Annotated in this window: 9 protein-coding genes and 4 pseudogenes; 10 read left to right on the forward strand and 3 right to left on the reverse strand. The window is 75.6% G+C overall.

From position 1 onward, the window contains the following. Positions 1–6: 6 nt before the first annotated feature. Positions 7–300 (forward strand): annotated as a pseudogene (locus ABFY07_RS32680) (SGNH/GDSL hydrolase family protein); the annotation flags it as partial. A 31-nt stretch (positions 301–331) separates the two neighbouring features. Here the strand turns inward: ABFY07_RS32680 and ABFY07_RS32685 are convergent. The 3 genes from ABFY07_RS32685 to ABFY07_RS32695 are packed head-to-tail and all read right to left on the reverse strand — an operon-like array spanning position 332 to position 2,654. Continuing rightward, entirely contained in the window at positions 332–1,201 is an 870-nt protein-coding gene (locus ABFY07_RS32685) for a 5-oxoprolinase subunit C family protein (RefSeq protein WP_065966681.1), read from the reverse strand. After that, positions 1,198–1,887 carry a 5-oxoprolinase subunit PxpB gene (gene pxpB / locus ABFY07_RS32690; RefSeq protein ID WP_346177957.1) on the reverse strand — a complete coding sequence of 230 codons (690 nt, stop codon included), beginning with the start codon at positions 1,885–1,887 and terminating at the stop codon, positions 1,198–1,200. Before pxpB ends, ABFY07_RS32685 begins: the two co-directional genes overlap by 4 nt. Continuing rightward, complete coding sequence (locus tag ABFY07_RS32695; protein WP_346177958.1) at positions 1,884–2,654, reverse strand: LamB/YcsF family protein; 771 nt, start codon at positions 2,652–2,654, stop codon at positions 1,884–1,886. Before ABFY07_RS32695 ends, pxpB begins: the two co-directional genes overlap by 4 nt. 116 nt (positions 2,655–2,770) lie before the next feature. Here ABFY07_RS32695 and ABFY07_RS32700 point away from each other — a divergent pair, with 116 nt between their 5' ends. The 9 genes and pseudogenes from ABFY07_RS32700 to ABFY07_RS32735 form a co-directional block, all read left to right on the forward strand. Beyond that, complete coding sequence (locus ABFY07_RS32700; RefSeq protein WP_346177959.1) at positions 2,771–3,493, forward strand: GntR family transcriptional regulator; 723 nt, start codon at positions 2,771–2,773, stop codon at positions 3,491–3,493. A 131-nt stretch (positions 3,494–3,624) separates the two neighbouring features. After that, a complete protein-coding gene (locus ABFY07_RS32705; protein ID WP_346177960.1) occupies positions 3,625–4,347 on the forward strand; it encodes a DUF969 domain-containing protein in 723 nt (240 codons plus the stop codon). After that, positions 4,344–5,312 (forward strand): DUF979 domain-containing protein, encoded by a 969-nt coding sequence (locus ABFY07_RS32710; protein ID WP_346177961.1) that lies wholly within the window; start codon positions 4,344–4,346, stop codon positions 5,310–5,312. The genes ABFY07_RS32705 and ABFY07_RS32710 overlap by 4 nt, the downstream gene beginning before the upstream one ends. Positions 5,313–5,349: 37 nt before the next feature. Next, positions 5,350–5,994 carry a pyroglutamyl-peptidase I gene (gene pcp / locus ABFY07_RS32715; RefSeq protein WP_346177966.1) on the forward strand — a complete coding sequence of 215 codons (645 nt, stop codon included), beginning with the start codon at positions 5,350–5,352 and terminating at the stop codon, positions 5,992–5,994. Beyond that, positions 5,991–6,570: pseudogene (locus ABFY07_RS43270) on the forward strand (DUF2891 family protein); the annotation flags it as partial. The gene pcp and the pseudogene ABFY07_RS43270, both read left to right, overlap by 4 nt. 133 nt (positions 6,571–6,703) lie before the next feature. Further along, positions 6,704–7,117 (forward strand): annotated as a pseudogene (locus ABFY07_RS43275) (DUF2891 family protein); the annotation flags it as partial. Positions 7,118–7,190: 73 nt separating this feature from the next. Continuing rightward, on the forward strand, positions 7,191–8,723 hold the full coding sequence (locus tag ABFY07_RS32725) for a hypothetical protein (RefSeq protein WP_346177962.1): 1,533 nt from the start codon (positions 7,191–7,193) through the stop codon (positions 8,721–8,723). A gap of 151 nt (positions 8,724–8,874) precedes the next feature. Beyond that, entirely contained in the window at positions 8,875–9,861 is a 987-nt protein-coding gene (locus ABFY07_RS32730; protein WP_346177963.1) for a hypothetical protein, read from the forward strand. A gap of 95 nt (positions 9,862–9,956) precedes the next feature. After that, positions 9,957–12,372 (forward strand): annotated as a pseudogene (locus ABFY07_RS32735) (hypothetical protein); the annotation flags it as partial.

Below are 12,372 nucleotides of genomic sequence, written 5' to 3' on the forward strand. Positions count from 1 at the left end.
CCCGACGCGGCCGGCAAGCTCGTGGTGGGCGCCACGGTCGGGCCGTTCAAGGGCTGGTCGGAGTGGGATCCGGAGGCCGAGGCCGTGCGTCAGGAGGTCAACGCGTTCATCCGGGACAGCGGTGTGTTCGACGCGGTCACCGACTTCGACCGGGTCCTGCGCAGTCCGTACGACCACGAGCGCATCCTGCCGTCCCTCGACGGCGGCGACCATCTGCACCCGAACGACAAGGGCATGCAGGCCATGGCCGACGCGGTGGACCTGACGAGCCTCGACCGCTCGGCGCCGGCCGTCACCTGAGGCCGGACCGGCCCCCGCCCGGCGATCCCCGCTACCGGACGTGCCGGGGCGCGAAGCGCAGCGCCGTGCCCGGGACGGCCTGGGCGGCCGCGGGCAGGTGGGATTCGGGGACGACGCCGACGACGGGATAGCCGCCGGTCGTGGGATGGTCGGCCAGGAACAGCACCGGGCGGCCGTCCGGCGGGACCTGGAGCGCGCCCAGGACCATGCCCTCGCTGGGCAGTTCGCCGTCCCGCGCGCGCTCCAGCGCCGGGCCCTCGGTGCGCAGGCCGATGCGGTTGCTCGCGGCCGACACCCGGAACCCGCCGGTGGCCAGGGTGCGCAGCGCCCGGGGGGTGAACCAGTCCTGGCGCGGGCCGAGCACGACCGGCAGGACCAGTTCGCGCGGCGGCCCCGGGCAGGGCGCCGCGTCCACGGCCGGAGCCGGTCCGTACGGCGCGCCCAGCCGCAGCACCGCGCCGTCGGCGAGCGGGGCCGGGCCGAGGCCGGAGAGCACGTCCGTGGAACGGCTGCCGAGCACCCGCTCGGCCTCCACGCCGCCGTCGAACGCCACGTAGGCGCGCACGCCGTGGGTGGCCGCCCCGGCCTCCACCAGCGCGCCCGCCGGCACCCGCACGGGCGCGCCCCACGCGGCGGGGCGGCCGTCCACGGTGACCGGGCACGGGGCGCCGGTCACCGCCACCGTGGCGGCGCGGCGCAGCCGTACGGCACAGCCGGTGAGCGTGGTCTCCAGGGCCGCGGCCCCCTCCGGGTTGCCCACCAGACGGTTGGCGAGCCGCAGCGCGGGCTCGTCGAGCGCTCCCGAGCGCGGCACGCCGAGGTGGGCGTGGCCGGCCCGGCCGAGGTCCTGGACGGTGGTCAGCGCGCCGGCCCGCACCACCGCGAAGGCGCTGTCGGTCATACCGAAGCCCCTTTCCCCGCGTGCGGCGTCCTCGCGGCCCCGGCGGTCCGCTCCGGTACGAAGCGGACCCGCGTGCCGGGGGACAGGAGCGCGGCCGGGTCGCGCGCGGTGTCCCACAGCACCGCGTCGGTGGTGCCGATCAACTGCCAGCCGCCGGGGGAGGAGCGCGGGTAGACGCCGGTGTACGGGCCCGCGAGGGCGACCGAGCCGGCCGGGACCCTGGTCCTGGGGGTGGCGCGGCGCGGTACGTGGCGGTGGTCGGGCAGGCCGGTCAGATAGCCGAAGCCGGGGGCGAACCCGCAGAACGCGACGCGGAATTCGGTGCCCGAGTGGATGCGCGCGACCTCCTGCGGGGCGACCCCCCACAGCTCGGCGACATCCGCCAGGTCCGGGCCGTCGTAGCGCACCGGGACCTCGACGGTGTCCCCGTCGCCGCCGGTCAGCGGCGGGATCTCCCACCGGGCCACCTCGGCCGCGAGGCGGCGCGGGTCGGCCACCCCGTCCAGGAGCACGGTGCGCGCCGCGGGCACGATCTCCCGTACGGCGGGCAGCGTTCCGGCCCCGGCGCGGCGCAGCAGCTCGGCGTGCAGGGCCTGGGCGGCCTCCCCGGTGTCCACCTCCAGGAGCAGCGCCCGGTCCCCGACCGGCAGGCCGCGCACCCGCGCGGTCCCGTCGGGGCCAGTCATGCGAAGGGCTCCACGCGCACGCCCGCGGCCGCCAGTTCGGCGCGGACCCGGCGGGCGAGGTCGGCGGCGCCCGGGGTGTCGCCGTGCACGCACAGGGACCGCACCGCCACCTGCACCGGTTCGCCGTCGATCGAGGTGACCGACCCGTCGCGGGCGAGGCCGAGGGAGCGCTTGACGACGGCGCCCGGGTCGTCGATGACGGCGCCGGGCTCGCCGCGGGGGACGAGCGTCCCGGCCGCGGTGTAGGCGCGGTCGGCGAACCCCTCGCTCACCACCGGCAGCCCGGCCGCGCCGGCCGCCTCGTGCAGCCGCGAGCCGGGCAGCCCCAGGACGGGCAGCGGCACGCCGTCGGCGGCCAGCAGCACGCCCTCGACGACGGCGGCGGCCTGCGCCGGGTCGCGCACGCAGCGGTTGTAGAGCGCGCCGTGCGGCTTGACGTAGGCCACGTCGGCCCCGGCGGCCCGCGCGAACACCCGCAGCGCGCCGATCTGGTAGGCGATCTCGTCGGCCAGCTCGCGCGGCGGCACGTCCATGGCGCGGCGGCCGAAGCCCGCCAGATCGCGGTAGGAGACCTGGGCCCCGACGCGCACACCGCGCTCGGCGGCCAGCTCGCACACCCGGCGCATGGTCGACGGGTCGCCGGCGTGGAAGCCGCAGGCCACATTGGCGCTGGTGACGACGGACAGCAGGGCGTCGTCGTCGGTGAGCCGCCAGTGGCCGAAGCCCTCGCCGAGGTCGGCGTTGAGATCGATCGTCAGGTCCGCCATGCGTCATAAGGTAGGCGATCGTTGAACGATCCGACAAGAAGAATGTTGTCTCACCCTGCGTTCTGGGATTGACTTCTCGCCATACGGGATTCCAGAAGGTGGCAAAGGGGACAAGAGTGGCAAAAGGGGTGGAACGGCGGCTCGCGGAGGCCTCCACGCTGGCCGAGTTGGAGGGCGACCGGGTGCTGCTCGGGCGGACCAGCACCGCCGAGCGGGTCGCCGACATCCTGCGCGACCGCATCGCCGAGGGGTTCTTCCCGCCCGGCACGCGCCTGTCCGAGGACAGCGTCAAGGGGGCGCTCGGCGTCTCGCGCAACACCCTCAGGGAGGCGTTCCGCCTGCTCACGCACGAGCGGCTGCTGGTACACGAGCTCAACCGCGGCGTGTTCGTACGCGTGGTGACGGTGGACGACCTGATCGACATCTACCGCGTGCGCACGCTGATGGAGTGCGGCGCGGTGCGCGGCCTCGGGGAGCCGCCGTACCCGCTGGAGGCGGTCGAGGCGGCCGTCGTGGCGGGGGAGCGCGCCGCGCAGGCGAGCGCCTGGCAGGACCTGTCCACCGCCAACATCCGGTTCCACCAGTCGATCGTCGCCCTCGCCGGCAGCCCGCGCGCCGACGAGCTGATGCGCGGGGTGCTGGCCGAACTCCGCCTGGTCTTCCACGTCATGGCCGACCCCCGCCGCTTCCACGCCCCGTACCTGGTCCGCAACCGGCAGATCCTTGAGGTGCTGCAGTCGGGGGACGCCCCCGAGGCCGAGCGGCTGCTCGCCTCCTACCTCGAGGACTCCGAGCTCCAGCTGGCCGGTGCCTACGCCCAGCGGGTTTCCGCCTCGTAAACGATCCGGGGCCACGAAAGAAGGAGAACAAGTTCGCATCTCACTCTTGTCGGATCGTTCAACAAACGCCTAGCCTCCGTTGCACTCTTCCTCACGCCCCCGTGAGGTCCTGCACATGGAAGGCGGGACGCATGATCGTTCTCCTCGGCGTCCTGGTGGTGATCCTCGGATTCGCCACACGACGCAACCCGCTGCTGGTGGTCGGAGTCGCCGGCATCGTCACCGGGCTGCTGGGCAAGCTCTCGCCGCGCGAGGTCCTCGCGGCCTTCGGCGACGGCTTCGCATCCAGCCGCTCGGTGACGATCTTCGTCATCACGCTCCCCGTCATCGGCCTCCTGGAGCGCAACGGCCTCCAGGAGCAGGCACGCATCCTCATCGGCCGCCTGGGCAAACTCACCACCGGCCGCTTCCTCGCCCTCTACCTGGGGCTCCGTCAGCTCACCGCCGCCGTGGGCCTGACCAGCATCGGCGGGCCGGCGCAGAGCGTGCGGCCCATGGTCGCGCCGATGGCCGAGGGGGCCGCCGAGCGCCGCCACGGCCCGCTGCCCGAGCGGGCGCGAGAGCGGGTCCGCTCGTACGCATCGAGCGCCGACACCGTCGGCCTGTTCTTCGGCGAGGACTGCTTCCTCGCCATCGGCTCGATCCTCCTCATCACCGGCTTCGTCAACACCACGTACCACACCCACCTGGAGCCCCTGCAGCTGGCCCTGTGGGCCATCCCGACCGCCGTGTGCGCCTTCCTCATCCACGGCGCCCGGCTGCTGCGCCTCGACCGCACCCTGGACCGCGACCTGGCGACCGCGGCCTCCCGCGCCGGCCGGGCCGGCGACCGCACCCCGGAGGACGTGAAGTGATCAAGGTCGAGTGGTTCTACTGGCTCGTCGGTGCCGTCTTCCTCGCCATGGCCGCCCAGATGGCGGTCGACCGCACCAACCCCAAGCGCCTCGGCTCCGCCGCCTTCTGGGGCCTGCTCGGCGGATGCTTCCTCTACAGCACCTGGGTGGTGCGGAAGCAGGTCCCGGCCGAGCCGCTGGGCGTCGCCGTGCTGGCCATGGTCTGCCTGGCCGGGTTCGGCCAGACCGGGCGCGGCATCCCGCGCACCACCACCGCCGAGCAGCGCACCGCCCTGGCCGCGCGGCTGCGCGGCAAGCTGTTCATCCCCGCCCTGACCATCCCGCTGGTCGCGGTGGTCTGCGCCTCAGCCCTCAAGCACTGGAAGGTCGGCGGCGAGCCGGTCCTGGAGCCGGGCAGCGAGACCGTCCTCGGCCTCGGCTTCGGCGCCATCGCCGGGCTCGCGGTCGCCATGCTGGTGGTCCGCGAGCGCAACCCCGCAGTGCCGCTGCACGCCGGGCGTGGCCTGCTGGAGTCCATGGGCTGGGCCCTGCTGCTGCCCCAACTGCTGGCCGTACTCGGCTCGATCTTCCAGGTGGCAGGGGTCGGCACCCAGGTCGGCAAGATCACCGAACAGCTGCTGCCGGATGGTCAGAAGTACGTCGCCGTGGCCGTCTACTGCGTGGGCATGGCCCTGTTCACCACCATCATGGGCAACGCCTTCGCCGCGTTCCCGGTGATGACCGCCGCCATCGGCTGGCCCGTGCTCATCCAGCAGATGCACGGCGAACCGGCGGTCGTCCTCGCCGTCGGCATGCTGGCCGGCTTCTGCGGCACCCTCGTGACCCCCATGGCCGCCAACTTCAACCTCGTCCCCGCCGCACTGCTCGAACTCAAGGACCAGTACGGGCCCATCAAGGCCCAGATCCCCACCGCCGGGGCGCTGCTGGCCTGCAACATCGTCATCATCTCGCTCTTCGCCTTCTGAGGAGGCCCGTGTGACCAGCGTGACCCCGGCGCACGGCGTGACCCGCGTGCTCCTCACCGGCTTCGAACCCTTCGGCGGCGAGGACGTCAACCCGTCCTGGCAGGCCGTCTCCCTGGTCGCCGCCGGGCCCCCGCCCGGCATCCAGGTCACCGCCGCCCGGCTGAGCTGCGTCTTCGGCACGGCGCTCGAGGAACTGGACGCCGCGGTGGAGCGGACCGACCCCGACCTGGTGCTGTGCGTGGGACAGGCCGGCGGCCGCACCGGCATCAGCGTCGAACGCGTCGCGATCAACGTGGACGACGCCCGCATCCCCGACAACGCCGGGCGGCGGCCCATCGACCGCCCGGTCGTCCCCGGCGGCCCCGCCGCCTACTTCGCCGCCCTGCCCGTCAAGGCGTGCGTCGCCGCCGTACGAGCCGCCGGAATACCCGCCTCCGTCTCCCAGACGGCCGGCACGTTCGTGTGCAACCACGTCTTCTACGGCCTCGCCCACCTGATCGCCACCCGCAGACCCGGCCTGCGCGGCGGATTCGTCCACGTCCCCTACGCCCCCGAGCAGGTCGTGGACCGGGCCGAGCCGTCGCTGCCCGTGGACGCGGCGGCGCACGCCCTGCGGGCGATCATCACCACGGCCGTGACCACCCGCGAAGACCTCCGCGTCGCCGAAGGCGCCACCCATTGAGCGCGCCGCACGTCCCGCCGGGCGACCGGCCCGGCAAGCTCCCCGAACTCGCCGCGCTCGCGGGACGCTTCGCCGCCGTGGCCGTCGCCAACGTCACCCGTCCCTATCCGTACCCGCCCGGGCATCTGCTGCGCGGACCCGAAGATCTGGTGCCGCCCCGCCGCCACCACCCCGCCTTCTACGGCTCGTACGACTGGCACTCCTCGGTGCACATGCACTGGCTGCTCGTCCGGCTGCTGCGCCGCTTCCCCGGGCCTGGCTGCTCGCGCTGACCGCCGATGCCGGGCCCTGGGCCCGGCGGGCAGCCGGTGGGCGGCCGCCCTGGAACCGGCGGCCGACGCCGTCGAGGCGCTGCTGTGCGACTGGCTGCGGCGGGCCACCTACCCGGTGCGGCACGGCGTCCACACCAACAGCGCCTTCGCTCTCGGCCTGATCCTCGACAGCGCCGCCACGGCCGGGCGGGCGGCCCTCGCCGAGCCGGTCGAGGCGGCGGTCCTCCGCTGGTTCGGCGAGGACCACGACGCCCCGGCCCACTGGGAGCCCTCCGGCCAGGACTTCCTCTCACCGGCGCTCACCCCCCTTTCGCGGCGGTTCGCCTCCGGGGCGCCTCAGCCGCTGTCGACGGTCGACCGTGCTCGGCCCCTCGTACCCCGGGGCCGCCGCGCGCTCCCCCTTTCGACAGCGTCGCGCCCCTTCGGCTCACTCGCCGGAGGGCGAAGCGGTCTGCCGGGTGCTTCCCCAGGCGGACTTCGCGGCCTGGCTGGACGGCTTCCTGCCCGGCATCGGGCGCGGCGCCCCGACCCCGCTGCTCACCCCGCCCGTCGTCTCCGACCCGGCCGACCCGCAGATCGGCCACCTCGTCGGACTCTCGCTCAGCAGCGCCGCCGCGCTGCGGCGGCTCGCCGCGGCGCTGCCCGAGGGCGACCCGCGCGCCCCCGTCCTGGCCGCGGCGGCCCGTGAGCACCTCGCCGCCGGGCTGCCGCACGTGGTCTCCGGGGACTTCACGGGCGACCACTGGCTCGCCACCTTCGCGGCGCTCGCGCTGGACGGGCCGCACGGGCCCCACGGACCCGCCGGGGGTGGGCACCACGGCACGAGGGGCGTCGGGCGCGTCGTAAACTGACGGACCGGTCCGCGCGCCCGGCCGCTCCGCGCCGTTTCGTCCGTTGTCGGTGCGAGCGCCTAATCTGTGCGACGTGACATCTCCAGCGCCCGGGGCGGCAGCGCCCCAGCTCAACGGGTACGCCGGGGCAGCGCGCCCGGCCCCGGGTCCGGCCGCCGACGAAGGCCTGGCCCGGCGGCTGCGCGCGCTCGCCTGCACCGCGCCGCTGCACGATCTCGACGCGCGCAAGGGCAGCCTCGCGGGCGAGTACTCGGTGTACGCGATGGCGGAGGTCGCCCTCGCCGCCATCGACCTGGTCACGCTCAACATGGACTTCGACACCGGCGCCGACCACGAGCAGATAGTGGCCAGGCTGCTGCCCCGTGTCGCCGCGCAGGCCCCGGACCGGCCCACCGCCGAGCACGAGCGCGTCGCCCGCTGGGTGCTGGAGAACCTGATCAACGTCGGCAGTGTGGACCGCGGCTTCCGCGCCGTGTACGGCACCTTCGGCCCCGACGGCGTCTATGTGCGCCGCGACTACGACTTCAAGCTGGTCGAGGAGGTGCCCGGCCCCGGCGGCAGCGTCTATCTGCGCACCACCGACGAGGCGGTCAACGTCCTGGTCGGCGCGCTCGACACGGACGTCACCAGCGCCCAGATCGCCGCCGAGGTCAAGCTCGAGGTGCTGATCAGCCGCGGCCGCCTCGCCGACGCCCAACTCGCCGCCGAACAGGCCCGCTACCGCACCGTGCAGTACTCGGAGACGCTGCGCCGCACCCTCGACGCCACCCGGCGCAACGTGCGCGCCGTCGACTGGCTGAGCACCGTCCCCGATCTGATCAGCGAGGCCCTGGACCACGTCGCCGACCGCTACCGCCACGAGAACGCGATCCTGACCAACATCCGCAAGGCCCGCGACGAGGCGGAGAGCGCCGAGAACAAGCGCCGCGCCGCCGAGCTCGTCGACATAGTCAAGGACTGCATCCGCCGCCACACCCAGCTCCAGTCGCGGCTGCTGGAGGCCGGGCCGCTCTTCCGCGCCGAGCAGGACCGCCAGGCCTTCGCCACGCCCGCCGCGCGCGCCGGACTCGACCTGTACGGGCAGCTCCTCGCGCCCGTCCTGCCGCTGCCCGTGGAGCAGGCCCTGCGCGTCACCGACGCCTTCTTCGCCCGCGGCACGGGGCTGCGCACCCCCACCTCCGTGCGCGTCGGCGACCTCGTGGACATGCTGCTGACCCCGCCCGTGGAGCGCGAGCACCTGGGCGCGGAGATGCCCGAGCCGGACCTGATCGCCACCCCCGACGACAGCCGCTTCAGCGAGGAGCAGCTCGCGGCCGCGATGCGGCTGCTCGACCTCCCGGCCGACGCCCCCCGCCGGCTCTCCGGCCTCCTGGCCGAGGCCCGCCGCCGCGACCCCGAACTCCCGTACCTCATCGCCCTGCTGACCGTCCACGCCGCGAGCCCGCCCGTCGGCACGGCCTACCGCCAGGGCGAGGAGCGGCTGCTGTTCGCCGTCGACGACGGCACCGAGCTGGACGACCCGGAGTTCGGCGGCGCGGATCTCATAGTGGGCACCGCGCTGCTGGACGCGGCCGGGATGGCGGCGGACCGCGCGGAGGTGGCGTAGTGCGCCTCGTGTGCCGATCCGGCGGCCCCGACCGGGCCATACCCCGTCGGACCACCGTCCGCCGGACCGCCACATGCCGGACTGCCGTCCGTCAGACCGCCGCCCGTCAGACCGCTGTCCGTCAGACCGCTGTCCGCAAGGAGCCTCACGCGTGACCGAGTACGACCCCACAGACGCCGCCCCACCGGAGTCCCCGCCGGAGTCCCCGGCGCAGGGCGCGCCCAGCGCCTCCGGCACGTCGGGTGGCTGGAGCACGGCGGGCGCGGCAGGCACCACGGGCACCTCGGCCGCCTCCGGTACGGCGGAAGGCGCCCCCCTCACCCCCGCCGACGCGGCCGACGCGGCGCGCCTGGTGGCCTTCGGGCTGCAGCCCAAGCTGCTGCCCGCCCGTGACGCCGAGTACGCCGAGCTGCTGCGCCGCCACCGCGACGACCCGGCGTTCGCCCGGCTGGCCGACGCCGTGGCCGCCGGCCTCGGCCTGATCGTGCTCGAGGTCTCCACCCGGGCCGGGATGGCCCTGGCCGCCGCGGAGGACTCCGTCTTCGCCGTCCGCATGGGCGACTACGCCCGCCGCGCCTCCACCGACTCCGCCGACCGCTTCCTGCACGGCCTCGCCCACCTCGCCGTCGCGGCCATGGCCTTCCCCCGCCCCGAGGACCTCGCCGACGACGGCTACATCGGCCGGGTCACGGTCAACGGCATCGACGCCTTCGTGCGCCAGGCCTGCCGCCGCCTGGAGGAGCGGGCCGAGGAGCAGGGGGAGAACACCGACCCGGCCAGCGACGCCCCCGGCCTGGAGGCCGCCTGGCGGGTGTACGCGCGGCGCAGCGCCACCGGCGCCACCAAGGACGCGCGCCGCCTCGCCGGTTCGACGACCGGCATCGTGGGCAAGGCCGTCGCGTTCCTCGTCGACTCCGGCTTCCTGCAGCGCACCGGGGACGACGCCGGCGGCGCGTACCGCACGACCGCCCGCTACCAGCTACAGGTGCGGGACATGGCGGGCAGCGCCGCCATGGCCGAGCTGCTCGACCTGGGCGTCGTACCCACGAGCGACGGCAGCGCGACGCTGTTGCCGCCGGACCAGGGCGACGACCTGGATCTGGTGGCCGACGCGGGGCTGCCCTTCCACGCGACCTGACCGGGGCGCACTCGCCCTGGCCGCCCCACCCCCCGACGCCACCCTCCCGACGCCACCCTTCGACCCCTGATCCCCCACAACGAGAGTCCGCCGCCATGTACGAGCTGTCCCGGGTCCGCCTCTACTCCATCGGGCCCGCCGGTGCGCGCTATGCCGACACCGTGCTGGACCTGCGCGGAGTCGGCGAGCCGGTGCCCAGCCCCGCCCCCACCCAGGCGGAGTTCTTCGAGGAGGAGCCCGTCGGCCCGCCGCGCCGCCCCGCGCCCGCCGGCGTGCTCTTCCTGGAGAACGGCGGCGGCAAGTCCGTCCTGCTCAAACTGATCTTCTCGGTGATGCTGCCCGGCCACCGCAACACCCTGGGCGGCGCCAGCTCCGGCGTGCTGCGCAAGTTCCTGCTCGCCGACGACTGCGGGCATGTGGCGCTGGAGTGGCAGCACACGGTCACCGGCGAGACCGTCGTCGTCGGCAAGGTCAGCGAGTGGCGCGGCCGCCAGGTGTCCAACGACCCGCGGAAGTTCGCCGAGGCCTGGTACTCCTTCCGCCCCGGACCGGGGCTGAGCCTGGACTCCCTGCCGGTGGCCGAGTCCGCGGCGGTGCGGCCCGTCGTCGAGGGCGCCTCCACCGCCCGCGGCCGCCGCCGCACCATGAAGGGGTTCCGCGACGCCATCACCGAGGCGGGCAAGGCCTATCCGCACCTCGACGTGTCCTGGGTGGAGATCCACGAGCGCTGGAACGAACACCTCGGCGAGCTCGGGCTCGACCCCGAGCTCTTCCGCTACCAGCGGGAGATGAACGCCGACGAGGGCGAGGCGGCGGGCCTGTTCGCCGTCAAGAACGACTCCGACTTCACCGACCTGCTGCTGCGCGCCGTCACCGACACCCGTGACACGGACGGGCTCGCCGACCTCGTGCACGGCTTCGCCCACAAGCTCGGCCGCCGCGCGGAGCTGACGGCCGAGCGGGACTTCACCGCCGGCTCGCTGGACCTGCTCTCCCGCATCGCGGACGCCGCGGAGCGGCGCGAGCAGGCCCGCGGGGTGCACGCGGGCGCCGAGCGCCGCACCCGCACGCTCGCACGGCGGCTGTCCGCGCGCGGCGCCGAGGAGCGCGAGCGCGCCGCCGAGCTCGCCCAGCAGGTCGCCACCGCGGCCCACGCCGTCACCGAGGCGGAGCAGGCGCGCGGGCGCAGCTCCCTGGTCGCGGCGGAACTCGCCTACCGGCACGCCTCGCTGGCGCTCGCCGCCGCGGAGAAGGGCGCGGCCGCGCAGCGCCGCGAGATCAACGACGCCCGCACCCTGCACTCCGCGTGGCAGGCCGCCGAGACGGTGCTGCGCCACCGCGCCGCCGCCGACCGCTCGGCGCGCGTGGCCGCCGCGATCCGGGAGGCCGAGCGGGACGCCGCCCCCGCGCTGGCCGCCCGCGCCAAGGCCGCCGCCGACCTCGTACGGGCGCTGCACGCCGCCGCGCAGGACGGCGAGCGCCTGGCCAACGAGGAGGAGGAGCGCTCCGCCGCCCTCCAGGAGGCGGGCGAGGCCGCCCATCGCGACGCCACGGCGGCCGCCACGGCCGCCCAGCGCGCCCGCAGCGAGGCCGAGCACCTGCGGCAGCGGCTCGCCGAGGTCGAGCAGGAGACCGCCGAGGCGGTGCGCGCCGGCTGGCTGGACGACTCCGCGCCCGACGCGGACCCGGCCCGGGCCGCCCTCGCCGCGAGCGACGCCGAGAAGACCACCGTCGCCGCCTGGGACGCCGCCCGCGAGGCGGCCCGCCGCACCGCCGACGCCGCGAAGGCGGCCGCCGCCGAGCAGTCCCGCACCGAACTCGCCGCCGCCCGCGCGGCCGACGCGTCCCGCGCGGCCGAGGCGGCGTACGACGCGGAGCGGCGGGCGGCGGAGTCCCTCGGCGCCGAACAGCGCCTGGTCGAACTCCTCGGCCTCCCTTCGACCACCACCCCCTCCGTCCCGGCCCCGCGCGCCGGGCGCCCGTCGGCGGCCGAGGCCGGCGCGCCGAAGCGGGTGACGATGCGCGTCGACGAGCTGGACCAGGCCGACACCGCCCAGCCGACGGCCGCCCCCGCACGCCCCACACGCTCCCTGGGCGCCGACGCCCACCCGCCCGGCCGCGTCTCGGCCCACGTGGACGGACACGACCCGGAGCCCGCCACCCCGGCGCCCGCCCCCTCCGCCGACGAGCCCGGCCCCCGCGGCGACGGCACGCCGGCCGACGACTGCTGGGACCCGGAACTGGCCGAACCCGCCGACGCGGCCGACACCGCCGGCCACGGCGGCGGCTCTACGGGCAGCGAGCGAATCGCGGGCGCGACCGCTGGCGAGGCGGCGCCGGGCGGCGCGGCGGGCCGTGCCGGGGATGGTGGCGGCTCGACGGACGGCGCGCGGGGTGCGGGCGTGGAGTCCGGGGCGGGGCGCGGGAGCGCGACGGGCGCCGCCGCGCGCCCCGTCGGGTCCGCGTCCGGCGGCGCGGGCGCGACGAGGAGTTCGCAGATCCGCTCGATCA

The sequence above is a fragment of the Streptomyces sparsogenes subsp. cuspidosporus genome (assembly GCF_039532705.1).
GTDB lineage: Bacteria > Actinomycetota > Actinomycetes > Streptomycetales > Streptomycetaceae > Streptomyces > Streptomyces sparsogenes.

Coding starts and splice junctions, on each gene's coding strand:
- ABFY07_RS32685 (WP_065966681.1), bottom strand. CDS start 1,201: ATGACCGACAGCGCCTTCGCGGTGGTGCGGGCCGGCGCGCTGACCACC.
- pxpB (WP_346177957.1), bottom strand. CDS start 1,887: ATGACTGGCCCCGACGGGACCGCGCGGGTGCGCGGCCTGCCGGTCGGG.
- ABFY07_RS32695 (WP_346177958.1), bottom strand. CDS start 2,654: ATGGCGGACCTGACGATCGATCTCAACGCCGACCTCGGCGAGGGCTTC.
- ABFY07_RS32705 (WP_346177960.1), top strand. CDS start 3,625: ATGATCGTTCTCCTCGGCGTCCTGGTGGTGATCCTCGGATTCGCCACA.